Source organism: Streptococcus sp. 23.2 (genome assembly GCF_016648665.1).
GTDB classification, from domain to species: Bacteria; Bacillota; Bacilli; order Lactobacillales; family Streptococcaceae; genus Streptococcus; species Streptococcus salivarius_E.
Window position 1 is genome coordinate 16,229 of the sequence record NZ_JACLQJ010000017.1, and the last position, 26,428, is coordinate 42,656.

Consider the following 26,428-nt stretch of genomic DNA (forward strand, 5'->3'; position numbering starts at 1 on the left):
TGAACTTGGCTTTTTAAAATAATAACAGTGCTAACAAAATAATGTTGTGAATTTTCAGATATTATTGTAAAATATTAGAAAAAAGCATAAGGAGATTCTTAAATGAGCGACTTAGTTTTAGGACTTGATATCGGTATAGGTTCTGTTGGTGTAGGTATCCTTAATAAGGTGACGGGAGAAATTATCCATAAAAACTCACGCATCTTCCCAGCAGCCCAAGCGGAAAATAATGTAGTACGTAGAACGAATCGTCAAGGAAGACGATTGACACGACGTAAAAAACATCGTAGAGTTCGTTTAAATCATCTATTTGAGGAAAGTGGATTAATCACCGATTTTACGAAGGTTTCAATCAATCTTAACCCATATCAAATACGAGTTAAGGGCTTGATCGATGAATTGTCTAATGAAGAATTATTTATCGCTCTTAAAAATATGGTGAAACACCGTGGGATTAGTTACCTTGATGATGCCAGTGATGACGGAAATTCATCAGTAGGAGACTATGCACAAATTGTTAAGGAAAATAGTAAACAATTAGAAACTAAGACACCGGGACAGATTCAGTTGGAACGTTACCAAAAATATGGTCAATTACGTGGTGATTTTACTGTTGAGGAAGATGGAAAAAAACATCGCTTAATTAATGTCTTTCCAACATCAGCTTATCGTGCAGAAGCGCTAAGAATACTACAAACCCAACAAGAATTTAATCCACAGATTACCGATGAATTTATTAATCGTTATCTCGAAATTTTAACTGGAAAACGTAAATATTATCACGGACCAGGTAATGAAAAGTCTCGGACTGATTATGGTCGTTATAGAACGAGTGGAGAAACTTTAGACAATATTTTTGGTATTCTAATCGGGAAATGTACATTTTATCCAGAAGAGTTTAGAGCAGCAAAAGCATCCTACACGGCTCAAGAATTCAATTTGTTAAATGATTTGAACAATCTAACAGTTCCAACAGAAACCAAGAAGTTGAGCGAAGAACAGAAGAATCAAATCATTAATTATGTCAAAAATGAAAAGGCAATGGGTCCAGCGAAACTCTTTAAATATATCGCTAAGCTACTTTCTTGCGATGTTGCAGATATCAAGGGATACCGTATCGACAAATCAGATAAGGCTGAGATCCATACTTTCGAAGCCTATCGAAAAATGAAGACACTTGAAACCCTTGATGTTAAGAAAATGGTAAGAGAGGAACTTGATAAATTAGCCTATGTCTTAACATTAAATACGGAGAAGGAAGGTATCCAAGAAGCGATAGAGCATGAGTTTGCTGATGGGACCTTTAATCAGGAGCAAGTTGACGAATTGGTTCAATTCCGCAAAGCAAATAGTTCCATTTTTGGAAAAAGCTGGCATAATTTTTCTGTCAAACTGATGATGGAATTAATTCCAGAATTGTATGCGACGTCAGAAGAGCAAATGACTATCCTGAAACGACTAGGAAAACAAAAAACAACTTCGTCTTCAAATAAAACTAAATATATAGATGAGAAACAACTAACTGAAGAAATCTACAATCCTGTTGTTGCTAAGTCTGTTCGCCAAGCTATAAAAATAGTAAATGCAGCAATCAAAGAGTATGGTGATTTTGACAATATTGTCATCGAAATGGCCCGAGAAACGAATGAAGATGATGAAAAGAAAGCTATTCAAAAGATTCAAAAAGCCAACAAAGATGAAAAAGGTGCAGCAATGCTTAAGGCTGCCAACCAATATAATGGAAAGGCTGAATTACCACATAGCGTTTTCCATGGACATAAGCAATTAGCGACTAAAATTCGCCTTTGGCACCAGCAAGGAGAACGTTGCCTTTATACTGGTAAGACAATTTCAATCCATGATTTGATAAATAATCCTAATCAGTTTGAAATAGATCATATTTTACCTCTTTCGATCACCTTCGATGACAGCCTTGCCAATAAGGTTTTGGTTTATGCAACTGCTAACCAAGAAAAAGGACAACGAACACCTTATCAGGCTTTAGATAGCATGGATGATGCATGGTCTTTCCGTGAATTAAAAGCTTTTGTACGTGACTCAAAAGCACTTTCAAACAAGAAAAAAGAATACCTTCTTACAGAAGAGGATATTTCAAAATTTGATGTTCGAAAGAAATTTATCGAACGAAATCTTGTAGATACAAGATACGCTTCAAGAGTTGTCCTCAATGCCCTTCAAGAACACTTTAGAGCTCACAAGACTGATACAAAAGTTTCCGTGGTTCGTGGTCAATTCACATCTCAATTGAGACGCCATTGGGGAATCGAGAAGACTCGTGATACTTATCATCACCATGCTGTCGATGCATTGATTATTGCTGCTTCAAGTCAGTTGAATTTGTGGAAGAAACAAAAGAATACCCTTGTAAGTTATTCAGAAGATCAACTACTTGATATTGAAACAGGTGAACTTATTAGTGACGATGAATACAAGGAATCTGTATTCAAAGCTCCTTATCAACATTTTGTTGATACATTGAAGAGTAAAGAGTTTGAAGACAGTATATTGTTCTCATATCAAGTGGATTCTAAGTTTAATCGTAAAATATCAGATGCCACTATTTACGCAACAAGGCAGGCTAAAGTAGGAAAAGATAAGAAAGACGAAACTTATGTCTTAGGGAAAATTAAAGATATCTATAGCCAGACTGGCTATGATGCTTTTATAAAGATTTATAAGAAAGATAAGTCAAAATTCCTTATGTATCGACACGATCCACAAACCTTTGAGAAAGTTATCGAACCAATTTTAGAGAACTATCCTAACAAGGAGCTGAATGAAAAAGGGAAAGAAGTACCTTGTAATCCTTTCCTAAAATATAAAGAAGACCATGGCTATATTCGTAAATATAGTAAAAAAGGCAATGGTCCTGAAATCAAGAGTCTTAAATACTATGATAGTAAGTTAGGTAATCATATTGATATCACTCCAAAGAATAGTAACAATAAGGTTGTCTTGCAGTCAGTTTCTCCATGGAGAGCGGATGTCTATTTCAATAAGACTACTGGAAAATACGAAATCCTTGGATTGAAATATGCTGATCTAAAATTTGAGAAAGGGACAGGAACATATAAGATTTCCGAAGAAAAATACAATGACATTAAGATAAAAGAGGGTGTAGATTCTGATTCAGAATTTAAGTTCACACTATATAAAAATGATTTGTTGCTTATCAAAGATACGGAAACAAAAGAACAACAGCTTTTTCGTTTTCTTTCTCGAACCATGCCTAATGTGAAACATTATGTAGAATTAAAACCTTATGATAAACAGAAATTTGATGATAATGAAGAGCTTATCAAAATTTTAGGAATTGTTGCTAAAGGAGGACAATGTAAAAAAGGGGTAAGTAAACCCAATATTTCCATTTACAAAATAAGAACGGATGTCCTAGGGAATCAGCATATCATCAAAAATGAGGGTGATAAGCCTAAGCTAGATTTTTAATATTAATTGTTAAAAAGTGTTGCAATTATAGTTATCATATACTATAATTATCGTGTAAGGGACGCCTTACACAGTTACTTAAATCTTGCAGAAGCTACAAAGATAAGGCTTCATGCCGAAATCAACACCCTGTCATTTTATGGCAGGGTGTTTTCGTTATTTAAAAAGGAGAAGAAATGACTTGGAGAGTCGTACATGTTAGTCAAAGTGAGAAGATGCGCTTAAAACTTGATAACTTGTTAGTGCAAAAGATGGGACAAGAGTTTACGGTGCCACTTAGTGATATTTCGATAATTGTTGCTGAAGGTGGGGATACAGTTGTTACCCTTCGATTATTAAGCGCCCTAAGTAAATATAACATTGCCTTAGTTGTTTGTGATAACGATCATCTACCAACAGGGATTTATCATTCACAAAATGGGCATTTTAGAGCTTACAAGCGATTGAAAGAACAGATGGACTGGTCTCAGAAACAAAAGGACAAGGCATGGCAGATTGTGACATACTATAAAATTAATAACCAAGAGGATGTCCTAGCCATGTTTGAAAAAAGTCTGGACAACATTAGACTACTTTCAGACTATAAAGAGCAGATAGAACCCGGTGATAGAACCAATAGAGAGGGCCATGCTGCCAAGGTCTACTTTAATGAACTCTTTGGTAAACAATTTGTCAGAGTAACCCAGCAAGAAGCAGATGTCATAAATGCTGGCTTAAACTATGGCTATGCTATCATGAGGGCTCAGATGGCTAGAATAGTGGCGGGTTATGGTTTAAACGGTTTGTTAGGTATCTTCCATAAAAATGAATACAATCAGTTCAATTTGGTTGATGACTTAATGGAGCCATTTAGACAGATTGTAGATGTTTGGGTTTATGATAATCTACGAGATCAGGAATTCCTTAAGTATGAGTATAGGTTGGGATTGACAGACTTACTCAATGCTAAAATCAAATATGGCAAAGAGACATGCTCAGTGACAGTTGCTATGGATAAGTATGTTAAAGGCTTTATCAAATATATTTCGGAAAAAGATAGCAGTAAATTTCACTGCCCAGTGGTATCAAGTTTAGAGTGGAGAAAATAAGATGAGGTATGAAGCGTTGAGGTTATTATGTTTTTTTGATTTGCCAATGGAATCCAAGGATGAAAAAAGAATCTATCGAAATTTTCGTAAAGAATTAATTTCAAATGGGTTTGAAATGTTACAATTTTCGGTCTATTATCGCACTTGTCCTAATAGAAGCTTTGCAAATAAATTTTATAAGAAGCTAAAGATGAGCAATCTACCTGCTGGAAATGTAAGACTTTTGGCGGTTACTGAAAAGCAATTTTCAGAGATGACATTAATCATAGGTGGCAAAACTAAGCAAGAAGAAATCGTCAGTGATAATAAGTTGGTGGTTATATGAAATTTTTTGTACAACATCCTTACAAGGAACGTATTGAATTGAATATTGGTGCAATCACTCAAATTGTTGGTCAAAATAAAGAACTCAAATATTATATTTGGCAGATTTTGAGCTGGTATTTTGGTGAAAAAAAATACTCAAGTGAGGACTTAAGTATTTTTGATTATGAGGAACCTACTATACTTGATGAGTCTGGAGAAATAGTGAAGCGAAGTAGCTATCACTATATCGACATTTCAAGTTTTAAGGATTTACTTGAGCAGATGGAATATAAGAAAGGGACACTTGCTCAGGGTTACCTTGGTAAAATTGTCAATCAAGTTGATATTGTAGCCCATTTGGAGAAAATTAATGAACAAGTAGAGCTTATAGAAGGGGCAATGAACCAGCATATCAACTTAAACAGTGGTAGGGTGGAATACCATTTAGAGAATCGTCCTCTTACACTAGATCAACTACTTTCAAAAAATTTTAGCCCATTTTTTGCCATTGAGAACAAGAATTTATCTTTTGAATGGGTTTCTAATACTGATAAACTATCCCTCTTTTTAGAAATGTTAGACCGTCTTCTGTCACAAACAACAGAGAAATATCTCATTGTGCTAAAAAATATTGATAGTTTTATTTCAGTGGAAACATATGATAGTTTTTATAAGCAAATTGGTCGACTAGTCAAAAAGTATCCAAACCTAACCTTTATTTTATTTCCAAGTGATCAATGCTATTTAAAGATTGATGAGGAAAATAGTAGGTTTGTCAATATTTTATCTGACCAGGTGGAGCATTTGTATGATGTAGAGTTTATGTATGAAAGTGTGGCGAAACACTATCCAAGCAATAATTTTCCAACGAGAGACGGTTTTAGGATGTCCTTAGAGACTGTGACGCCTTATTTGTTAACAAAAATGACGAGACAACCTAGTCTCTCACTTGTTGATTCAGTAATTTTGAATATCTTAAATCAATTGTTTCATTTTAATTACCGTATAAGATATCCACAAACATCTGATGAAAAACTTTTACAGAAATTTTTAGAAAGTAAGAATTGACAATGACAGTTATTGATTTTATAATCACTATGTGGGTATAAAAACGTCAAAATTTCATTTGAGGTTTTTGTACTCTCAAGATTTAAGTAACTGTACAACAAGATGGTTACTTCAATCCAACTCATCACTGTTTTTGTACTCTCAAGATTTAAGTAACTGTACAACCTTACAGAAACGTGAAGCACCCACACCGGAGTTTTTGTACTCTCAAGATTTAAGTAACTGTACAACCAATCAACCGGACTCAGAGATAAGAATGGCGTTTTTGTACTCTCAAGATTTAAGTAACTGTACAACCTACTTTCAGTTTTCTAGCTTGCACAACTTGTTTTTGTACTCTCAAGATTTAAGTAACTGTACAACGACATGTTTGTCATTATCCCTAAGCCAAGTGTTTTTGTACTCTCAAGATTTAAGTAACTGTACAACAAGCATTCCTAACTGACGACATCCGTTTTGGTTTTTGTACTCTCAAGATTTAAGTAACTGTACAACAATGACAAGCTGGATAAAATAATTCAATTTGTTTTTGTACTCTCAAGATTTAAGTAACTGTACAACGTCAAGCGATTGCTGACCGAGTGAGCAAGGTTTTTGTACTCTCAAGATTTAAGTAACTGTACAACAAAGAATTTTTGGTCACGTATCAGCACTTAGTTTTTGTACTCTCAAGATTTAAGTAACTGTACAACTTGCCAGAATTGCACATCCCAGAGGAACCAGTTTTTGTACTCTCAAGATTTAAGTAACTGTACAACACTAAATCAAAATCAATACTATTTAACTCTGTTTTTGTACTCTCAAGATTTAAGTAACTGTACAACTTTGTTGGCGCAATTGACTTTTTCCAAGGTTTTTTGTACTCTTAAGATTTAAGTAACTGTACAGTTTGATTCAACTTAAAAAGCCAGTTCAACTGAACTTGGCTTTTTAAAATACGCGATAAACATAGGGATTGTCAGGCTGACCGACCTCTTTAACCTCAGTCAAATTGAGGATAGGAAGGCTCTGTTTGAGATTTTGATAGTAATCCACAGTGATGGTACCAGTGACTTTTACCCAGGTATTATCCTTGAAGGTTTGGTCACTTCCTCTCGTCGCCAGTCCGTAAACACCTGAATCGGCGATACAGTGGATAATACCGAAACGGAAGATGAACTGATAACCCTTGGTCTGTGGGTCATTGTAAACAAAGCCGGTATAGGTGACCTTCTTGCCCACGAAATCGTTAGGATAGAGGTAGATGAGCTCCATGACTTCCATGTAATTTTCCGTGGTAATCTGGATGGTCTCACGTCCCTTGTACTTGGCTAGTTCCTTGGTCATCTCCTTCTCATAAGCAGAGGAGGTGAAGTAGGAGCTAGTGTCCGGCTTCAAGTACTGGATGGTCGTTCCCTCTTGGTCGGCCTGATTAGGATCACTCCCTGCCGCCAGTGGAAAATGATAACCCTTAGCTGATACGGTATTGGCATCTAGGGTCACTGTTGGCACCAAGAGCCCCGTAAGGACTGGAAAGGCCAAGAGAACGATGCTGGCTACCTTGGCTACTCGACCTGACAAATGCGAGTGAACCTTCATTTGCTTCATCCAAACAATGAGTTGAACCACAGCGAGGATGAAGGAGAGCACCATGGAAATGTAAGCCAAGTAGGAGTAGTGGATATTAATGTACTGGTTGAGCTTGCCAGAAACTTGTAAGTACATGACCAGCTCAAAATACCCAGATAAGATGAGAAAACGTAACATTAAATCACCCCCAATATCAGACAGTAAATGATTGTTACCAGACTTGCGGTTCCTACGAAGAGACCAACAAAGCGTGTCTTAAACTGGTGTTTCATCATGATTAGGTTCTTGATATCAACCATAGGACCGATGATGAGAAAGGCCACCGTTGGTGCCACTCCAAAACTAGAGAGCAAGGAAGCCCCGATAAAGGCATCCGCCTCTGAACAAAGCGAGAGGATAAAGGCCAAAAGCATCATGATGAGGATGGCTGTCACCGAATTGTGCCCGATTGTCGTAAGAATACGGGTCGGTAGGTAGGTCTGCATCCCTGCGGCCACCAGGCTCCCGAAAATCAGGTAACGCCCAGTGTCGAAAAATTCATCTACCGCATGAATCAAGGCTTGAAAAACTTTCTTACCAGCTGACAAATCACTATAGTCGTGCACATGACTGACCTTACGATTGTCCTTAAGAATCTGGTCATCCACCACAAAGCCGAGCAAAATTCCCAAAATCATGGCAATCAAGAAAGCTCCGAGAAAACGTAAAATTACGTAGTACCAAGAGTTCCCAAAGGCCGTATAGGTCGCAAAGAGAACGACTGGATTGATGATAGGAGCTGTTGCCATGAAAGGAATAGCTGTGTAGCTAGGCACTTTTTTCTCTAAAAAGCGCGTGATAATGGGAACAATCCCACACTCACAAGAAGGGAAAATAAAACCAATTAGAGTTCCAAAGAGAATAGCCAGGACCTTGTTTTTCGGCAGGAAGTTTTGTACCTTTTCAGGGGTCACGAAGACTTCGATAAAGCCAGACAGAATACTTCCCAACAAAACAAAGGGCAGGGCTTCGATAATAATAGATAGAAAAACTGCCAGAAGCTGCAAAACGCTATCTGGTAGTTGATGAAAAATAGCCATAAAAATTATTTCTTCTTATCTTCTTGAAGACGTTTGTCCTTCTTAGGATCAGTTCCCGCCTTTTCAAAATCAGGGATAGCCGCAAAAGATGCCATCATGCTTTCAAGTTCATTTGTTTTTTTCTGAATAACCGCCATAAAAAGCCTCCGAGTTAATTAAGATACTAAGGGCGTTATTTCTGACAGAAAATTAGGGCATCAGACGAAGAAGCTCTACTTCTAGGAAGATGCATCTATTTTCCGAAAGAAATAGCCCGAGTTCAGTTACAAAAGATACTAAGGGCGTTATTTCTGACAGAAAAGAGGGCATCGGCCGAAGAAGCTCTGCTTCTAGGAAGATGCATCTATTTTCCGAAAGAAATAGCCCCTAACAATAGGTTTACCTTTCTATTATACTACCTCTTGCTTAAAAATTCTCGCTTCAGCTACAAGGTTTTCTACCCAAGCAAATCTCCTATCGTGGTATAATAGAACTTATGGAAAATCGTAATTTAGAGACATTGGCTCAGGAATTGGGCCTAAAAAAACAACAAGTTGAAACAGTTTTGGAATTGACCGCAGAAGGCAATACCATTCCTTTCATTGCCCGTTACCGTAAGGAAAAAACAGGCAATCTGGATGAAACGCAAATCAAGGCTATCATTGATATGGACAAGTCCTTGACTACTCTTCAAGACCGTAAGGAAACGGTTCTGGCCAAGATTGAGGCTCAGGGTAAATTGACTGACCAACTCAAGGCAGCCATTGAAGCGGCTGAAAAGTTGGCAGACGTGGAAGAACTCTACCTTCCCTATAAGGAAAAACGCCGCACCAAGGCGACGGTTGCCCGTGAAGCAGGTCTTTTCCCCTTGGCTCGTCTTATCTTGCAAAATAGTCCAAACCTCAAGGCTGAAGCTGAAAAGCTGACATCTGAAGCCTTTCCAACAGCTGATAAGGCTCTTGCGGGTGCTGTGGATATTTTGGTTGAGGCCTTTTCTGAGGACAATAGCTTGCGCTCTTGGACCTACAACGAAATCTGGAACAACAGTGACATCACTTCAACCCTCAAGGATCAATCGCTGGATGAAAAAGAAATTTTCAAGATTTACTATGATTTTGAGGACAAGGTGTCTAAACTTCAAGGTTACCGTACGTTAGCCCTTAACCGTGGGGAGAAACTAGGCGTTATCAAGGTAAGCTTTAAGCACAATCTTGAGAAAATGCACCGTTTCTACAGTGCTCGTTTCAAACAAAAAAATGACTATATCGAGGAAGTTATCAATCAATCTCTCAAGAAGAAAATCATTCCAGCTATGGAGCGTCGTATCCGAAGTGAATTGACTGAAGCAGCAGAAGATGGTGCTATTCAACTTTTCTCTCAAAATCTTCGAAGCCTCCTTCTAGTATCGCCACTTAAAGGCAAGATGGTACTTGGTTTTGACCCAGCCTTTCGTACAGGGGCTAAGTTGGCCGTGGTTGACCAAACTGGTAAGCTCATTACAACGCAAGTTATATATCCAGTAGCTCCAGCAAGTCAGGCTAAAATCGCACAGGCTAAAAAAGACTTGGCTGACCTCATCAAAAAGTATGCCATTGAGATTATTGCGATCGGTAATGGAACAGCAAGCCGTGAAAGTGAAGCTTTTGTGGCAGAAGTCCTCAAGGATTTCCCAGAAACTTCTTATGTCATTGTCAATGAAAGTGGTGCCTCTGTCTACTCTGCATCAGAGTTGGCTCGCCATGAGTTTCCAGATTTGACGGTCGAAAAACGCTCTGCCATTTCTATTGCCCGTCGTCTCCAAGACCCATTGGCCGAGTTGGTTAAGATTGACCCTAAATCAATCGGAGTAGGCCAATACCAGCACGATGTTAGCCAGAAGAAACTGTCTGAAAATCTTGATTTCGTCGTTGATACCGTGGTTAACCAAGTCGGTGTCAATGTCAATACGGCAAGTAGTACCCTCTTGTCACATGTGTCAGGACTCAACAAGACCATCTCTGAAAATATCGTCGCCTACCGTGAGGAAAATGGTGAGATTGCATCACGTGCTGAAATCAAAAAAGTTCCACGTCTCGGTGCCAAAGCCTTCGAACAAGCAGCTGGTTTCCTCCGTATCCCAAATGCCAAGAATATCTTGGATAATACAGGGGTCCACCCAGAGTCTTACCCAGCGGTAAAAGACCTCTTCAAGCAGTTGGATATCACAGATTTGGACGACTCTGCCAAAGAGAAATTGAAGGCTCTTAATCTTAAAGAAACAGCAGAAGAGCTAGGGCTTGGTCAGGAAACCCTTAAAGATATCATCGCTGACCTTTTGAAACCAGGTCGTGACCTCCGTGATGATTTTGAAGCACCAGTGCTTCGTCAGGATGTTCTTGAACTCAAAGACTTGTCAGTCGGACAAAAACTTGAAGGGACAGTCCGAAATGTTGTGGACTTTGGTGCCTTTGTGGATATCGGTGTCCATGAGGATGGACTTATCCATATCTCTGAGATGAGCAAGAGCTTCGTTAACCACCCAAGTCAGGTCGTTTCTGTTGGGGATTTGGTTACCGTGTGGGTATCAAAAGTTGATTTGGAGCATGAAAAACTTAACCTCTCCTTGGTGAATCCACGTGAATCTAACTGATTATGTTAAGACTGTTTCTATAGAAGATTTTGGCTGGGAATTTAAACATCAAGCCTTGTGGAACAAGCGTCTCCGGACCACTGGAGGGCGGTTCTTTCCCAAGGATGGACACTTAGATTTCAATCCAAAACTCTATGAGGAACATGGTCTTGAGACCTTTCGAAAAATCGTCCGCCACGAGCTTTGTCATTATCACCTTTATTTTCAAGGTAAGGGCTACAAGCATGTTGATAGAGATTTTAAGGACTTACTAGCCAAGGTTGAAGGCCTTAGATACGCTCCAAAGATGCAAGGTCAAAAGGAGAAGTACTACCTCTATCAGTGCCAATCTTGTGGTCATATCTACCGTCGCAAACGCCGTGTCAATACACAGAAGTTTGGATGCGGTCTGTGTCGAGGTAAGCTCATTTTTCTAAATCAGTCCTAGGGCTGATTTTTTTAATTTAAAAAAATCATATAATTAAATCAAAGAAATGATGGGAGAAGAAGACCATGTCAAATCGTTTTTATAAAACACGAAAAAATAGACTCGTCGCCGGTGTTGTTGCAGGTTTGGCAGATAAGTTTGGTTGGGACCTAGCTTTGGCTCGTATCTTGGCTATCATTCTCATGGTTTCAACACAGTTTGGAATCTTTCTATACTTGGTTTTAGCCTTTCTCCTTCCTTACAAAGAAGATATTTATCCCGAAATCAAACTCAAGGATGGACGTAAACGTAAAAACGCTGAACCTGTAGAAGACGAGTGGAATTGGTGAGTAAATTATAATAGAAAAGATCTATGATTGGCCTTAGTGCTAGTCATAGGTCTTTTTTGCTTTGAGAACCGCATTGAAAACCTTTTTATGATACAATGAAACTAGTAAATAATCGGAGGAAATAACATGACAGTAACTGTTAAAATGCTGGTTGATAGGCTTAAACTCAAGGTTGTCTATGGAAATAAGGAGCTTTTGGCAAAAGCGATAACAACAGCTGATATCTCTCGTCCTGGTTTAGAAATGACGGGGTATTTTGACTATTATTCACCTGAACGACTTCAGTTGGTTGGGATGAAGGAGTGGTCCTACCTTAAAACCATGACTGATTACAACCGTTATTCTGTTTTTGCGAATATGTTTAAAGCGGAAACTCCAGCTGTTATCGTGGCGCGTGGTCTTGAGATTCCGGAAGAGATGCTTCGAGCTGCTAAGGAAAATGGTGTAGCAGTTCTTCAAGGACGAAACGGCACATCGTCGCTTTCAGGTGACATGTCTTGGTATCTTAACTCGCAATTAGCTGAACGAACTAGTGTCCATGGTGTTTTGGTAGATATCTACGGGATGGGAGTTCTTATTCAAGGAGACTCTGGCATCGGTAAGAGTGAGACAGGGCTTGAGTTGGTGAAACGTGGTCACCGTCTTGTCGCTGACGACCGTGTGGATGTTTATGCTAAGGATGAGGAGACTCTCTGGGGTGAGCCCGCGGAAATCCTCCGCCATCTTCTTGAAATTCGTGGGGTTGGTATCATTGATGTCATGAGTCTCTACGGAGCTAGTGCTGTCCGTAATTCCTCTCAAGTTCAGTTGGCCATTTATCTTGAAAATTTTGAAGACGGTAAGATCTTTGATCGTCTTGGAAACGGAAACGAAGAAATAGAATTGCAAGGCGTTAAGATTCCACGTGTCCGTATTCCTGTTAAGACAGGACGTAACGTATCAGTTGTTATCGAGGCTGCAGCTATGAACTACCGTGCTAAGCAAATGGGATTTGATGCAACCAAAACCTTTGAGGAACGCTTGACCAACCTCATTAGTAAGAATGGTGAAGACTAATGTTAGCTACTATTGATCCTATTGCTCTAAGGATTGGCCCCATTAGTATTCATTGGTATGCCATCTGTATCGTATCTGGTCTTTTACTAGCCGTTTATCTGGCTCAGCGTTGGGCTCCCGAAAAGGGAATTGACCCTGAAAACATCCTAGATTTTATTCTTCTTGCCTTTCCTATAGCCATTGTTGGTGCAAGGCTCTACTATGTGATCTTCCAGTGGTCTTACTACAGTCAGAATCCTTCAGAAATTTTTGCGATTTGGAATGGCGGAATTGCCATTTATGGTGGCTTGATTGCTGGTGCAGCTGTCCTCTATTGGTTTTCGAAACGTCATGCCATTGCTGTCTTGGATTTTCTAGATATCGCGGCACCTGGCGTTATGATTGCTCAGAGTATCGGTCGCTGGGGAAACTTTGTTAACCAAGAGGCTTACGGAAGAGCAGTTAGTCATCTGAATTATGTCCCAGAATTTATTCGCCAGCAGATGTTCATTGATGGGAGTTATCGTGTACCGACCTTTCTTTATGAAAGTCTCTGGAACTTAGTCGGATTTATCACTATCCTAGGACTAAGACGCTTTAATAAGAAACTACGTCAAGGAGATGTGACCTCATTTTACCTTATCTGGTATGGTCTTGGACGTTTTGTCATTGAAGGCATGCGTACCGATAGCCTCATGTTTGCTGGCTTGCGTGTTTCTCAATGGGTCAGCATCGCCATTATCATCTTGGGTGCTATCTTGCTCTATTTACGAAAGCAACGTCCAGAGGCAGATTATAAAATGAAAAACTAGTCATATAGCTCAGACTTTGTTATAATATAATGAAAGTTATCATAACAAAGGTCACTGGAAACTGGAGAGTTTACTTCAGTTTTCTTGTAGCGACCTTTTAAAAAGGTCAAAGGAGTTCTAAACTATGGCAGAAATTGCATTTCTTATTATCGCAATCGCACTTGCTGCGTTCCTCATTGCATTGATCCCTACCCTACTTCGTACACGTCATGTGGTCAAAGAAGTTGAAGAAACAGTTGCTGTGCTTCGTACAGACATTAATGTAACCCTTCATCAAACAAATGAAATCTTGGCTAAGGCAAACGTCTTGGTTGAAGATGTTAATGAAAAAGTTCAAACAATCGATCCTCTCTTTGTAGCAGTGGCTGAGCTTTCAGAAAGTGTTTCTGACTTGAATACTGAAGCTCGTTACCTCGGTGCTAAAGCAAGTGCAGCAGGAGCAAGTGTCGGTAAGGCGGGTTCAGCCTTTACTATCGGTAAAGTTGCTTCAAAACTATTTGGTAAAAAAGACAAGAAAAAATAAGGAGGTCTTTTCATGAGTAAATTTTTAAACATCCTAATCATTGGTGCAGCTTCTGGAGCTGCGGCAGCTTACTTCTTTACAACTGAAAAAGGTAAAGCTGTTAAATCACGTATCGATGAAGAAATCGCTTCATTCAAAGAAGATCCTAAAGCTTATCAAAATCAAGTAGTGGAAAAAGCTAGCGACTACAAAGATTTGGCAGTCGATACTTTCCAAGACTACAAAACAAAATTTGAAAATGGTGAAATCACTGCAGATGATTTGACAAAAACCGTTCAAGAAAAAACAGCTCAAGTTGCTGACTTTGCAAAAGAAAGCTTTGAACTTATCAAGGAGAAAACAGCTCAAGTAACTCCTGAACAAGCGGACGTTGAAGCAGAAACAAAAGCTATCGTTGATGATATCGTCATTGATATTAAAGATATCTCTGAAGAAGCAGCAGAAGTAAAATAATAAAGAAAGCACATGATGCTTTCTTTTTTTAGTACGAAAAAAACGTTGACCAGCAGTCAACGTTTTTGTTCTTTATAATATTCGATTAGGACATAAATGCCTATCTGACCAATGACGCTAATGGTAATAGCCCAGAAGAAGGCCCAGAAGGTAGCCACCTGTGCTACTAAGAAAAGGAAGGCAACTAGGACTGTTGAAACACAGAAGCTTGAGATACGTCCAAAGAAAATCATATCTTGTAGCTTAATACTATTACTATTTAGACCTTGATAATCTTGATAATTCGTCGTTTGAGGATGCTCAGTCTCGAAATCTTCAATGTGATCAAATTGACGGTGTAAGTTGTCAGCCATGTCTGCCTCCTTTCTATATAAAATACCTAAACATACCTAAACCACTTTTTCGTGTAGGTTAAAATACTTAGTCAGTATTTCACTATTTAGAATCTCATTAATAATACCATAAAAATTTTATATTGCAAAGTTTTTTTTGATTTTTGTGAAAATTATAGTATTAAAAAACTATTTTAAAATATTTAGATACTGATATTTGAACCTAAAAATTCTAAAAAAATCAAATCATTTGTGCTATAATGTGAGTTATGGAAAAAATAGTGATTACAGCGACTGCTGAGAGCTACGAGCAGGCACGTGAGCTCCTAGAACTTGGCGTAGATCGTATTTACATCGGCGAAAAAGCTTTTGGCCTTCGTTTGCCTAAGCCTTTTTCATTCGCAGAGATGCGAAAGATTGCAGAGCTGGTACATGAGTCTGGCAAGGAATTGACTGTTGCCGTTAACGCCCTCATGCACCAAGGTATGATGGATGCTCTTCCAGACTACCTTGATTTTCTTGAAGAAATCAAGGCAGATTACATCACGGTTGGTGATGCAGGGGTTTTCTACATCTGTAACCGTGACAAACGTCCCTTCAAAATGATTTATGATGCTTCAACCATGGTAACCTCTAGCCGTCAGATTAATTTCTGGGGCAAACAAGCTGGAGCTTCTGAAGCTGTTTTGGCTCGTGAAATTCCGTCTGCGGAACTCTTCATCATGGCTGAAAATCTGCAAATTCCAGCCGAGGTTTTGGTTTACGGTGCAAGTATCATTCACCACTCTAAACGTCCGCTTCTTCAAAACTACTACAACTTTATCAAAACGGATGAAGCTGTTACCAAAGAACGTGACCTCTTCCTTTCTGAGCCTGGTGACCCAGATTCTCACTACTCAGTTTACGAAGACTTGCATGGAACACATATCTTTGCCAATAATGACTTGGATATGATGACTAAACTTTCAGAGCTCGTTGAACATGGTTTTGACCACTGGAAGTTGGACGGTGTTTATTGCCCAGGTGAAAACTTCGTAAAAATCACTGAGTATTTTGTGAAGGCTCGTGACCTCATCGAGGCTGGCGAATTTTCACAAGATCAAGCCTTCCTCTTTGATGAGGCTATTCATAAATTACACCCAGCCAACCGTGGTTTGGACACAGGTTTCTATGATTATGAACCTGACCGTGTAAAATAATAACCCTTCCTCTTTCGTTTGAGAGTTTTCCATTTTCAGGGAACGAAGGAGACTTCTAAAAACAAAAATCGACAATCTTGCAAATTGGAGAAATTATGACTACAACTAAAAAACGCCCAGAGGTTTTGGTACCTGCTGGGACTTTGGAAAAATTGAAAGTCGCTGTAAATTACGGCGCAGATGCTGTTTTCGTTGGTGGACAAGCCTATGGTTTGCGTAGCCGTGCCGGAAACTTTACCATGGATGAGCTTCGTGAAGGTATCGAATATGCTCACGCACGTGGTGTTGATGTGCACGTCGCTTCAAACATGGTTACCCATGAAGGAAATGAAAAAGGAGCTGGTGAGTGGTTCCGTGAATTGCGTGATATGGGACTCGATGCCGTTATCGTATCTGACCCAGCCTTGATTGAAATCTGTTCAACCTACGCTCCAGGACTTAATATCCACTTGTCAACGCAAGCATCTGCGACAAACGTTGAAACCTTCCATTTTTGGAAACAGTATGGCTTGACCCGTGTTGTTTTGGCACGTGAGGTTACTATGGAGGAATTGGCTGAAATCCGTAAACGTACGGACCTTGAAATTGAGGCCTTTGTCCATGGTGCTATGTGTATCTCATACTCAGGTCGCTGTACCCTTTCTAACCACATGTCAGACCGTGATGCCAACCGTGGAGGTTGCTCACAGTCATGCCGTTGGAAATATGATCTTTACGACATGCCATTCGGCCAAGAGCGAAAGAGTATCCACGGTGAAGTTCCTGAAGAATACTCAATGTCAGCCGTTGACATGTGTATGATTGAAAATATCCCAGACCTTATCGATAATGGCGTTGACAGCCTTAAAATCGAAGGTCGTATGAAATCTGTCCACTATGTATCAACAGTTGCTAACTGCTACAAGGCTGCTTGTGACGCTTACATGGAAAGTGCAGAAGCCTTCTACGCCATCAAAGATGATTTGATTAACGAACTCTGGAAAGTTGCCCAACGTGAATTGGCAACAGGTTTCTACTACAAGACACCAACAGAAAACGAGCAACTCTTTGGTGCTCGTCGTAAGATTCCACAATACAAATTCGTTGGTGAAGTAGTAGACTTTGATCCAGCCACTATGACAGCTACAATCCGTCAACGTAACGTTATTCTCGAAGGTGACCACGTTGAATTCTACGGACCAGGCTTCCGTCATTTTGAATGTGATATTAAAGACCTTCACGATGCTAATGGTAACAAAATTGATCGTGCACCAAACCCAATGGAACTTCTTACAATTACCGTGCCACAAGAAGTTAAACCTGGTGACATGATTCGTTCAACTAAAGAAGGTTTGATTAACCTCTACCAAAAAGACGGTTCAAGCAAAACTGTTCGTGCCTAATGACAAGTCAAATCAATGGGCTCCTGGTAGATGATCAGAGTAGGTGTCAACACTACCATTCTCCACTAGATATAGTTGCCCTAAAATGCTTCGAGTGCCAGAAGTATTATGCCTGTTATCAGTGTCATGATTGCTTAGAGAAACATAGCTTTCGAGCTTATCCTTGTCAATTGAAGCAGGACAAGGTCCTTATCTGTGGCGTTTGTAGGCATGAGATGACAATTGAGGAGTATCAAGATGTAGAAGCTTGTCCCAATTGTCACAGTGCCTTCAACCCAGCTTGTTCAAAGCACTATGATATTTATTTTGAAAAATAAAAAGATTGAAGATTCTGTTCACATGAACAAAGTCTTCAATCTTTTTTAGTTAAAGTAACTATGATTTTTAAGAGCTTTTAAGACTGGCTTAGTCACCAAAGCGACGATGAGACCTTTTAAGAGGTCAGGAATAATAAAGGGTGTCAAGCCAACAGCTACAGCTGCAGACCATCCCATTTTTCCGAGAAAGTGCAGGCTGAGGATACCACCAACAAAGACAAGTGCATCTCCCAAAACAAAAGCCACAAAGATTTTCCAGATAGGAGTCTCAGCATGAGTTAGTTTTGAAGTGACAAAGGCGAAAAATGGATAGGCCAACAAATAGCCAGCTGAAGGTCCAAAGAAGGATTGGAGCCCACCGCCTCCACCTGCAAAAACTGGTAGACCAATGGCGCCTAGAATCAGGTAGAGGGTAGCAGCAAGTGTCGCCTCTCTTGGCTTAAGGATAGCAGCAACAAGTCCGACAGCAAAAGTTTGCAGAGTAATGGGAACTGCACCGATAGGAATAACAATTTGAGCTAGGGCAGCAATGATGGCAGCACCAAAAGCTGGAAGAATAAGTGACAGTGTACGATTTTGTGTCATTTTTAGTTAACCTTTCGTAAATAAATAGTTAACTTATTATAGCAAGTGGTTTCGAAAAAGTCAACCTAATAATAAAACGAGGTTAACTGATAAACTTAACCTCGTTGTGATATGATTTTTAGACGTTTGATTTCATCAAGTTCAATCATGCTGATGATCTTATCCTGCTCGATAAAGATGGCTTGTCGCTCCCTGTCATAACGGTTGATGTAGCCCTTATAGGTCTTCTGATTGGATGTCAGCATGACCATTTGATTATGATCAATAGCATGATAGATATCGTTAATAAGTTGATTCTGCATTAGGTGGACAGGTTTGCTGTGACCTATTTCCACAAACTGATGAAGCTGATGCTTTACGGCTTCTAAAAAGTTTATCATGGTCATTTCCCTCGTTTCTTGATAAAATAATTATAGCATGAAAGGTGAATTTTTGTGGATAACTTCATTCTAAAACAGACAATTTTCACAGAAAAAAACGAATAAAGCTAGTGGAGGTAAGCAAATGGCAGAATTTTCATTTGAAATTGAAGAAAAACTCTTGGTCTTGTCTGAGAATGACAAGGGTTGGACTAAGGAACTCAATCGTGTGAGTTTCAATGGCGCACCAGCTAAGTATGACATCCGTACATGGAGTCCAGACCATACCAAGATGGGCAAGGGGATTACCCTCAGCAACGAAGAATTCCAAGTTCTCGTTGACGCCTTCAAAAACTAAAACAAGGTCAGCATGGCGCTGGCCTTATTTTTTTGTTTAAAACGTATCAAAGATAAGTTTGAGATTGAGAATGGTTAGGACAATAGCGATGGCATAACCAAGGAAGGTATTCCACTTGGCATTGACGTGTTTTCCCATGAGTGATTTCTTAGAAGTGTAGTAAATCAAAGGGAAGATAGAGAATGGCAAGGCAATTGAAAGGAATACTTGTGAATAAACCAAGAGTTGATCCAGGGTCTTTTCTTGATCGCCGTAGAGAATGGCTACAACGATAACAGGAAGCAGTGCAAAGAGACGTGTGAACAAACGAATAACCCACTGAGGTAACCTCATGTGGAGGAAGCCTTCCATGACAATTTGACCAGTTAGGGTACCAGTAATGGTAGAGTTTTGACCACTAGCCAAGAGTGCCAAGGCAAAGAGGGTTGAAAGTGTTGAACTAGCAACCGCACCAGCAATCTTAGAGTCCTGAAGGGCATTGTACATTTGTGAGAAAGCTGAAATATCAGAAGCGTGGCCAAAGAAGAGAGCTGCACCCAAAATCAAGAGGAGGGAGTTAACCACAAAGGCCAAAGTCAACTGAATGTTGGAGTCCCAGGTCATGAAACGGACAGCCTTTGTCACATCTTTACCATCAGAATAGTCAACCTTACGAGTCTGTGACAAGGATGAGTGCAAGTAGAGGTTATGTGGCATAACGGTTGCACCCACAATCCCAAGTGCCAAAGTCAACTGGTTGGTGTGCCCAGCAGCATGTGGCTCAAAGAGCGCTGGCGTAGGGAGATAACCCTCGAGGATTCCCGTAATACTAGGCTCAGACAAGGCTACCAGGTAGACAAAGATAACCAAGATGGTCAAAATCAAGGTTGAAACAATAGCCTCGATTTTCTTGAATCCCAGCTTCATGATGAGTAGGAGTAGGAAGACATCTAGGACTGTCACCAGAATGGCAACCATAATTGGAATACCAAAGAGCAGGTTCAGTGCGATGGCAGAACCAAGCACCTCAGCCAAATCCGTCGCCATTAAGGCAAGCTCCAGAATCACCCAAAGCGTGTATCGCAACCATTTGGGCGAGTGGTAGGCAGTCGCTTGGGCCAGGTCCATTTGGGTCACAATCCCTAATTTCCCGGCCATTTGTTGCAACTGCATAGCTATTAAAGATGAAATTAAGATGACAAAAAGAAGACTGTACTTGTAGGTCGCCCCACCGACGACACTGGTAATCCAGTTCCCTGGATCCATGTAACCCACGGCCACAAGAGCCCCAGGTCCCAAGAAAGCCTTAAGATTTTGCCAAAAGCGATTATTATTTGGTGTATCTATGGATTGGTTTACCTCAGAAAGGGAAACCTTTTTTGAATATGTCATAAACACCTCTTTCTAAGTCTTATCTGAATGGAAGCATCACCATTACCACTCAGCCAGACAACCTAATTATAACACTATGAGAAAGATGTGCAAGGTTTTGACTTATCTTACATTGGTGTCATAGAGGACTTTTCAGAATTGCCTTTTTATACTAAACTATATGAGTAGATTATTTCATAAATGAGGGAGAAAAATAATTGAAAACATTTCAACTAACAGCTAAGAAAAAGATTACCCTGGCACTCCTAGTTGTCATTGCGCTTGCTTTGCTTATCTTTATCATTAACGTGCAGATGAATCAGCCTGATAACCTACCTGCCAATTACATGGAGCGCCTTAAAAATCCTGGAATGACGGGCGATTACATCGGCCTTTGGAAGTCTCGCTGGCATGAAGAAAACAAAGCCTGGCTTTATCCTGCGAAACAATACGCTATCTATGCAGTAGTAGCACTAGCTTGTCTATCAGCTTGGGTTGTTGCTTCAAAAGCAAAATTTTGGAAATAAGAAAATGCTTCTCTCGACTTGAGGGAAGCGTTTTTAAATATTATCCAGCAATATCGATTTCTACAATAAATTCACCGATTTTTCTTACAATGTCTGTCACTAATGCATTTCCCATAAAGAACATTCGCATCTTATCAGAAACCTCGGTAACAGTACCGTCAGATAATCTTTTTAGAGCTGTCCAGTTATCAGGGAAATCTTGTAAACGTTCTGCCTCGACAGGAGTAATAAGCCTATATTTTCCATTAACATTCAAGAAATGAGTAGAGCGATTAACTGTCCCTTCTGAAGTTAGCATGGTACGACCGGGAAGGTTTAAGTCGTCGGTTGGTGACATTCCTCCCTCAGAGTAAATATAGGTGTGTCCATCCGCAGAGGTACGTTCGATTCGTTTAGGCCCTCGCAAATACTGGAACTTTTCGAGTTTGGCTGGATCATTAATAAAGAACTTTTCAGGGACTTCCTCTTCATTTTGAAGAATCTCACCTAATGTAATTGGTTCACCATCATAGTTAGGTGCAGTATCAATAGAATAGTACCTACCATGACGCATAACACCAGTATTCCAAACAGTTCCTGAGAAGTTATCAGAAACCTCAACGATATCCTCAGGGAGTTCATAGTAGACATGGCGTTTTTTGACTGGTGTATTCAAAATAGGAAATTGGGTTGCAAACAGTCCTTCATGAAAAATATAATCGTCGTATCTATTTTCATCAAAAACTTGTTCTTGTTCTTCAAATCGTTGATCCATTTGATGTGCGAATGGAATATCATTTCGATAGATAAAGAAAAACACACGACGACGTCTTTGACTGCGACCGTAATCAGCAGCGTTGATTACACGCCATTCAACAGAATATCCAAGATTATTAAACGCAGTCAACATAATAGCAAAGTCTCGACCACGCTGTTTTGAAGGAGCTTTTAGAAGTCTGTCAACATTTTCTAGAATAAGAAATCTCGGTCTAATAATCCTAGTCGCTCGAATGATTTCCCAGAAAAGGACACCCTTTTGTCCTTCAATACCTTGTTCGTTCTTTTTGCTACGAGCCACAGAGTAGTCTTGACAGGGAAAACCACCGACAATCATATCCGCATTCATTTCAGCAAACTGTTCATCCGTAATATCAGCGATGCTAACATTAATATTTTCACTGTCTGGAAAATGATAATTGTATACTTCAAAAGCATCCTGAGACTTCCTCGAAGGTTCCCATTGGTTGCTCCATAATGTTTCGAAATAATCAGGGTGAGCATTTTCGAGTCCTATACGGAACCCCCCAACACCCGCAAATAATTCTAAAACGTTCATTCTATTCTCCTTTTCAGTATGTTAATTATATCTTATTATTCGTAATTGATCAAGTTTTAAAATCGAAATATTAAGAACAATGTAAGTGATGTAATTTATATAAAGTTGCTTAATTTTTACTGTAGATTGCTAATAATAAACATTCTTAATTGTATTTTGTTAGAATATAGGTAATATCCTATTTATATACAGAGGGCGTAAAATGACAAAATGGAATTCAGTAGAAGAAGTTCATAAGCATGCAAAAAAAGCAGTGGGACAAAAAATTCGTAATCTAGTTTCAGAAGAAACAGTTGAAAAATATTATGCATCGCCAAATAATAAAGGTTGGTTAGGTAATGCGATAGAAAGTGATTGGTTTCATATTCCTAATAATTCAAGGGCAGAGGCAGATATTCCTTATTTAAATTTAGAGATTAAGGTAACTCCTATAATAGAAACAAAAAAAGGTTGGAGTGCAAAGGAAAGGCTGACATTAAATATTTTTGACTTTAATGATGAATACAAAAGGTCTTTTGAAAATGCTTCTTTTCTCGAAAAGGCAAATCTCACGGAATTATTATACTATCAATACTTAAATAATATTGATTATCCAGATATGTGTATTGTTAATGCACATTTATTTGATATTATGAAAGATATATCTGAAGAGGATTTATTAATCATTAAGTCTGACTGGGAAAAAATTGTAGATAAGATAAAGGAAGGAAAAGCAGAAGAATTATCAGATAAACTGACGAAATATTTAGCTGCGACAACAAAAGGTTCGAAAACTGAAAGAAACATGACTTCCCAGCCTTTTAGTGATGTTAAAGCACACAGAAGGGCATTTACATTTAAACCTTCATATATGACGCAGTTTGCTAGAAGGTTAATGGGGGATAAAACTAGTGAAACAATATTTAAAGATATTAATGAATTAAAAGAAAAATCATTTGAAGAAATTATTGTTGATAGATTTGCTCCATTTATTGGAAAAACGAAGAGAGAATTGGCATCTCAATTTGATGTAACTATAAAAGACAAAAATGATAAATCAAGCTCAGCTCTTCTAGCAAGAAAAATGTTGAATATATCATCAGATATCCAAGAAACCGATGAGTTCAAAAAATCAGGTATTGCTGTAAAAATTGTAACTTACGATTCTACAAAAAAACATACCTATCCAAAGTTGAAAGAAGGATTAAAGTTACAATTACCAGATGGAAATTACAATGTGGATCCAAATGAAATGCTTGCCGTTGATTGGGAAGAATCAGATGTATATAACTATCTATCGACTTATAAGTTCCTGTTAGTAGTTTTTGAGAAGAAAAATGAAGAAACTATCTTTAAGGGTGCTAAGTTTTGGTATGTACCCGATGAAGATTTGATTACAGTGGGGCAAATATGGACAAAAGCTAAGCAGATATTTGAGAAGGGGGTTGAACTCTCCTATAAAAGTAGTAATCTAAAAAAAGGTTATATTATTGAAAATAATTTACCATCTGAAAGTGGTAAAGGTACTGTTTTTCATATTAGACCATCGAGTAAAAAATCCTGTTACATTCCTAATAAAAAGTTGGCAATGAGACTCCCACACAAAAGTACATGGATTAATGTCCCGGATGATAAAATTAATGAATTTCATGATTATTACATGACGAAACAGTCGTGGTGGTTTAGTCCTGGATATATGTATGAGCAGGTTAAAGAATTCTTTGAATAACATTATCAAGACCCTCTACTGTGAAAAAGCGATTGAAACAATGTCTCGCAGCATCAAAAGCAAAATTTTGGAAATAAGAAAATGCTTCTCTCGAGATGAGAGAAGCGTTTTTTCATATTATCCGATGTGAGTTTTATATTGACTGAATATTTCGTCGATATCCTCTTCAACCAAGTGATAGATTTTCCAATCAAATTCAGTTTTAGCAACATCATCAACCAAGACTGTATAACAGAAATCCATGTAATCTTCATAAAAATCAGAGATGAAGGGGAGGAGTGTGTCACTAATATCAGATGAATAGAGTTTTTCATCAAGATGTTTAAAGAGATAGTCTGTACCCATAATCGTTTCATTCTTGAGTTTTTGTGCATCCTCAAGGTTAAATCCATCACTTTGGGGATTCAGAAAATCATGTTTTGCTAGCCAAACTACGAAGACACTGAGATGAAAGGCAGCTCTTTTGCTAATCTCTAGCATATCTGATTTGCTTAGTTTTTCTGACGGTATATCATTTTCTTCACAATAAAATACAAGTGCATGATCGAAAAAATAATCTGCGCGGTCTATGGGAAAGTCTAATTGGCTTTCTTCTCTCTTTGTCTCAGGCTGTTCAATTACAGTTGATTTTTTCTTAAAAAGGGACTTCAGTTTTCTAAACATCTTTATACCTCATATAAAAATATCCCATTATTCAAATAATGGGATATGATTATTATTTCATCGTTGGGAACAACAAGACATCACGGATAGTTGTTGTATCAGTGAGGAGCATGCAGAGACGGTCGATACCGATTCCGAGTCCACCTGTTGGCGGCATACCGTATTCGAGGGCTTCAACGTAGTCGTAGTCGATGCCTGTTGCTTCGTCATCACCGAGTTCTTTAGCAGCAGCTTGTGCTTCGAAACGTGACAATTGATCGATTGGGTCGTTCAATTCGGTGAAGGCATTTCCGTACTCTTTAGTCATGATGAAGAGTTCGAAACGGTCAGTGAAGCGTGGGTCTTCTGGGTTTTTCTTAGCCAATGGAGACACAGCAACTGGGTGACCGTAAACGAATGTTGGTTGAATCAATGTTTCTTCAACGAATTCTTCGAAGAAGGCGTTGATGATGTGACCAACTTCAGTGTAGTGCTTTTCAACTGGAACATTCTTTTCAGCAGCGATAGCTTTGGCTTCATCCAAAGTCATGTCTTGCCAGAAGTCAACGCCAGTGATTTCCTTGATAGCGTCAACCATGTGGATGCGTTTGAATGGTTCGTTGATCTTGATTTCAGTTCCTTGGTAGTTGATAGGTCCGTCACCTTTAACAGCTTTAGCAGCGTGTTGGATGATACCTTCAGTCAAGTTCATGATATCGTGGAAGTCAGCGTATGCTTGGTAAACTTCAATAGATGTGAACTCAGGGTTGTGAGTAGCATCCATACCTTCGTTACGGAAGATACGTCCGATTTCATAAACGCGTTCCATACCACCAACGATGAGGCGTTTGAGGTGGAGCTCAGTCGCAATACGAAGCACCATGTCGATGTTTTGTGCATTGTGGTGAGTGATGAAAGGTTTAGCAGCAGCACCACCAGCTTCATTGTGAAGGACAGGTGTTTCTACTTCAAGGAAACCTTGAGCATCGAGGTAGCGACGGATTTCAGAAATGATTTTTGAACGTGTGACAAAGCGGTCAAAGCTTTCACGGTTAGAAATCAAATCGAGGTAACGTTTACGGTAGATTGTTTCAACGTCTGAAAGTCCGTGGAATTTCTCAGGCAATGGACGAAGGGCTTTAGACAAGTGTGTGATATGAGTAGCTTTAATAGAAAGTTCTCCCATATCTGTACGCATAACTTCACCTTCGATACCGAGGAAGTCACCAAGGTCAGCTTTCTTGAAGATTTCGTAGTTTTCTTCACCGACAGCATCTTTACGCACGTAGATTTGGATTTGACCATCGCGGTCTTGGATGTGGGCGAAGCCAACTTTACCTTTACCACGTTTAGTCATCAAACGACCTGCGATAGTAGCAGTTTCGTTGATTTCGTGCAATTCTTCTTTTGTTTTGTCAGCGTATTTTTCTTTTAATTGACCAGATGTAGCTGTGCGTTCGAATCGCTTACCAAAAGGATCGATTCCTTGTTCAGCCAAGGCCGTCATTTTTTCACGACGGACAATCTGTTGATCGTTCAATTCTTCCATGTGTTGATTTGACATGTTAGTCCTCCATAAAATAGTCGTA

At 39.1% G+C, this 26,428-nt stretch carries 27 protein-coding genes and 1 CRISPR repeat array; of the genes, 17 read left to right on the top strand and 10 right to left on the bottom strand.

Translation table 11 applies throughout. The annotated features are described in order from the left end of the window. Positions 1 to 102: 102 nt before the first annotated feature. From cas9 to csn2-St, 4 genes are all read left to right on the top strand, one after another. Positions 103 to 3,468: a type II CRISPR RNA-guided endonuclease Cas9 gene (cas9, locus tag H7T98_RS08805; RefSeq protein ID WP_175057495.1), complete on the top strand. Its 3,366-nt coding sequence runs from the start codon at positions 103 to 105 to the stop codon at positions 3,466 to 3,468. Positions 3,469 to 3,644: 176 nt separating this feature from the next. Then, the gene (cas1, locus tag H7T98_RS08810) at positions 3,645 to 4,556 is read left to right on the top strand and encodes a type II CRISPR-associated endonuclease Cas1 (protein WP_014634196.1); all 912 of its coding nucleotides are present in this window, start codon (positions 3,645 to 3,647) and stop codon (positions 4,554 to 4,556) included. 1 nt (position 4,557) lies between these two features. Continuing rightward, positions 4,558 to 4,881 carry a CRISPR-associated endonuclease Cas2 gene (cas2, locus tag H7T98_RS08815; RefSeq protein WP_002946754.1) on the top strand — a complete coding sequence of 108 codons (324 nt, stop codon included), beginning with the start codon at positions 4,558 to 4,560 and terminating at the stop codon, positions 4,879 to 4,881. Further along, positions 4,878 to 5,930 (top strand): CRISPR-associated protein Csn2-St, encoded by a 1,053-nt coding sequence (gene csn2-St / locus H7T98_RS08820; protein WP_014634197.1) that lies wholly within the window; start codon positions 4,878 to 4,880, stop codon positions 5,928 to 5,930. Before cas2 ends, csn2-St begins: the two co-directional genes overlap by 4 nt. Positions 5,931 to 5,993: 63 nt before the next feature. Beyond that, a CRISPR array of direct repeats spans positions 5,994 to 6,819; the repeat unit is 36 nt; unit sequence GTTTTTGTACTCTCAAGATTTAAGTAACTGTACAAC. A gap of 41 nt (positions 6,820 to 6,860) precedes the next feature. On the opposite strand, the gene H7T98_RS08825 is transcribed toward csn2-St, so the two are convergent. Genes H7T98_RS08825 through H7T98_RS10215 form a run of 3 tightly spaced genes read right to left on the bottom strand, consistent with a single transcriptional unit; the run spans position 6,861 to position 8,715 of the window. Continuing rightward, on the bottom strand, positions 6,861 to 7,676 hold the full coding sequence (locus H7T98_RS08825; protein ID WP_014634199.1) for a TIGR03943 family putative permease subunit: 816 nt from the start codon (positions 7,674 to 7,676) through the stop codon (positions 6,861 to 6,863). Then, entirely contained in the window at positions 7,676 to 8,578 is a 903-nt protein-coding gene (locus H7T98_RS08830; protein ID WP_070850391.1) for a permease, read from the bottom strand. The genes H7T98_RS08825 and H7T98_RS08830 overlap by 1 nt, the downstream gene beginning before the upstream one ends. A 5-nt stretch (positions 8,579 to 8,583) precedes the next feature. After that, positions 8,584 to 8,715, bottom strand: a complete 132-nt coding sequence (locus H7T98_RS10215; RefSeq protein WP_002885949.1) for an SPJ_0845 family protein — start codon at positions 8,713 to 8,715, stop codon at positions 8,584 to 8,586. A 338-nt stretch (positions 8,716 to 9,053) separates the two neighbouring features. Here H7T98_RS10215 and H7T98_RS08835 point away from each other — a divergent pair, with 338 nt between their 5' ends. From H7T98_RS08835 to H7T98_RS08865, 7 genes are all read left to right on the top strand, one after another. Continuing rightward, the gene (locus tag H7T98_RS08835; protein ID WP_014634201.1) at positions 9,054 to 11,186 is read left to right on the top strand and encodes a Tex family protein; all 2,133 of its coding nucleotides are present in this window, start codon (positions 9,054 to 9,056) and stop codon (positions 11,184 to 11,186) included. After that, entirely contained in the window at positions 11,173 to 11,613 is a 441-nt protein-coding gene (locus H7T98_RS08840; RefSeq protein ID WP_002890560.1) for a SprT family protein, read from the top strand. The genes H7T98_RS08835 and H7T98_RS08840 overlap by 14 nt, the downstream gene beginning before the upstream one ends. Before the next feature lie 65 nt (positions 11,614 to 11,678). Further along, positions 11,679 to 11,942 carry a PspC domain-containing protein gene (locus tag H7T98_RS08845; protein WP_002885986.1) on the top strand — a complete coding sequence of 88 codons (264 nt, stop codon included), beginning with the start codon at positions 11,679 to 11,681 and terminating at the stop codon, positions 11,940 to 11,942. Between the two features lie 126 nt (positions 11,943 to 12,068). After that, positions 12,069 to 12,998 (top strand): HPr(Ser) kinase/phosphatase, encoded by a 930-nt coding sequence (gene hprK, locus H7T98_RS08850; protein WP_155198148.1) that lies wholly within the window; start codon positions 12,069 to 12,071, stop codon positions 12,996 to 12,998. Beyond that, positions 12,998 to 13,789 carry a prolipoprotein diacylglyceryl transferase gene (gene lgt / locus H7T98_RS08855; protein WP_155198149.1) on the top strand — a complete coding sequence of 264 codons (792 nt, stop codon included), beginning with the start codon at positions 12,998 to 13,000 and terminating at the stop codon, positions 13,787 to 13,789. Before hprK ends, lgt begins: the two co-directional genes overlap by 1 nt. A 124-nt stretch (positions 13,790 to 13,913) precedes the next feature. After that, positions 13,914 to 14,312 carry a DUF948 domain-containing protein gene (locus H7T98_RS08860; RefSeq protein WP_179968731.1) on the top strand — a complete coding sequence of 133 codons (399 nt, stop codon included), beginning with the start codon at positions 13,914 to 13,916 and terminating at the stop codon, positions 14,310 to 14,312. Between the two features lie 12 nt (positions 14,313 to 14,324). Continuing rightward, positions 14,325 to 14,765, top strand: coding sequence for a YtxH domain-containing protein (locus tag H7T98_RS08865; protein ID WP_179968732.1), 441 nt, complete (start codon positions 14,325 to 14,327; stop codon positions 14,763 to 14,765). A gap of 56 nt (positions 14,766 to 14,821) precedes the next feature. Here the strand turns inward: H7T98_RS08865 and H7T98_RS08870 are convergent, their stop codons facing one another. Continuing rightward, positions 14,822 to 15,118, bottom strand: coding sequence for a DUF3270 domain-containing protein (locus tag H7T98_RS08870; protein WP_179968733.1), 297 nt, complete (start codon positions 15,116 to 15,118; stop codon positions 14,822 to 14,824). Between the two features lie 248 nt (positions 15,119 to 15,366). On the opposite strand from H7T98_RS08870, the gene H7T98_RS08875 reads away from it, so the two are divergent. The 3 genes from H7T98_RS08875 (at position 15,367) to H7T98_RS08885 (ending at position 17,995) form a co-directional block, all read left to right on the top strand. Further along, positions 15,367 to 16,296 carry a peptidase U32 family protein gene (locus H7T98_RS08875; protein WP_041826657.1) on the top strand — a complete coding sequence of 310 codons (930 nt, stop codon included), beginning with the start codon at positions 15,367 to 15,369 and terminating at the stop codon, positions 16,294 to 16,296. Between the two features lie 95 nt (positions 16,297 to 16,391). After that, entirely contained in the window at positions 16,392 to 17,678 is a 1,287-nt protein-coding gene (locus tag H7T98_RS08880) for a peptidase U32 family protein (protein WP_004182776.1), read from the top strand. Then, entirely contained in the window at positions 17,678 to 17,995 is a 318-nt protein-coding gene (locus tag H7T98_RS08885; protein WP_014634209.1) for a CHY zinc finger protein, read from the top strand. The genes H7T98_RS08880 and H7T98_RS08885 overlap by 1 nt, the downstream gene beginning before the upstream one ends. A 45-nt stretch (positions 17,996 to 18,040) precedes the next feature. On the opposite strand, the gene H7T98_RS08890 is transcribed toward H7T98_RS08885, so the two are convergent. After that, complete coding sequence (locus tag H7T98_RS08890; RefSeq protein WP_014634210.1) at positions 18,041 to 18,580, bottom strand: biotin transporter BioY; 540 nt, start codon at positions 18,578 to 18,580, stop codon at positions 18,041 to 18,043. Between the two features lie 95 nt (positions 18,581 to 18,675). Continuing rightward, a complete protein-coding gene (locus H7T98_RS08895) occupies positions 18,676 to 18,960 on the bottom strand; it encodes a hypothetical protein (protein WP_037603900.1) in 285 nt (94 codons plus the stop codon). A gap of 124 nt (positions 18,961 to 19,084) precedes the next feature. Here H7T98_RS08895 and H7T98_RS08900 point away from each other — a divergent pair, with 124 nt between their 5' ends. After that, entirely contained in the window at positions 19,085 to 19,297 is a 213-nt protein-coding gene (locus H7T98_RS08900; protein WP_002886106.1) for a YdbC family protein, read from the top strand. Positions 19,298 to 19,333: 36 nt separating this feature from the next. Here H7T98_RS08900 and H7T98_RS08905 read toward each other — a convergent pair whose 3' ends face one another. Then, positions 19,334 to 20,668 carry an Nramp family divalent metal transporter gene (locus H7T98_RS08905; protein WP_037603898.1) on the bottom strand — a complete coding sequence of 445 codons (1,335 nt, stop codon included), beginning with the start codon at positions 20,666 to 20,668 and terminating at the stop codon, positions 19,334 to 19,336. Between the two features lie 197 nt (positions 20,669 to 20,865). Here H7T98_RS08905 and H7T98_RS08910 point away from each other — a divergent pair, with 197 nt between their 5' ends. Then, the gene (locus H7T98_RS08910) at positions 20,866 to 21,174 is read left to right on the top strand and encodes a hypothetical protein (RefSeq protein WP_138261750.1); all 309 of its coding nucleotides are present in this window, start codon (positions 20,866 to 20,868) and stop codon (positions 21,172 to 21,174) included. 40 nt (positions 21,175 to 21,214) lie between these two features. Here the strand turns inward: H7T98_RS08910 and dcm are convergent, their stop codons facing one another. Beyond that, the gene (gene dcm, locus H7T98_RS08915) at positions 21,215 to 22,489 is read right to left on the bottom strand and encodes a DNA (cytosine-5-)-methyltransferase (protein ID WP_038675708.1); all 1,275 of its coding nucleotides are present in this window, start codon (positions 22,487 to 22,489) and stop codon (positions 21,215 to 21,217) included. 202 nt (positions 22,490 to 22,691) lie between these two features. Between dcm and H7T98_RS08920 the strand changes: the two genes are divergently transcribed. After that, on the top strand, positions 22,692 to 24,197 hold the full coding sequence (locus tag H7T98_RS08920) for a Sau3AI family type II restriction endonuclease (protein WP_038675709.1): 1,506 nt from the start codon (positions 22,692 to 22,694) through the stop codon (positions 24,195 to 24,197). Between the two features lie 117 nt (positions 24,198 to 24,314). On the opposite strand, the gene H7T98_RS08925 is transcribed toward H7T98_RS08920, so the two are convergent. Together H7T98_RS08925 and lysS are read right to left on the bottom strand one after the other, a co-directional pair. Then, the gene (locus H7T98_RS08925; protein WP_201061690.1) at positions 24,315 to 24,860 is read right to left on the bottom strand and encodes a hypothetical protein; all 546 of its coding nucleotides are present in this window, start codon (positions 24,858 to 24,860) and stop codon (positions 24,315 to 24,317) included. A gap of 52 nt (positions 24,861 to 24,912) precedes the next feature. Beyond that, entirely contained in the window at positions 24,913 to 26,403 is a 1,491-nt protein-coding gene (gene lysS, locus H7T98_RS08930; RefSeq protein WP_070476419.1) for a lysine--tRNA ligase, read from the bottom strand. Positions 26,404 to 26,428: the final 25 nt, after the last annotated feature.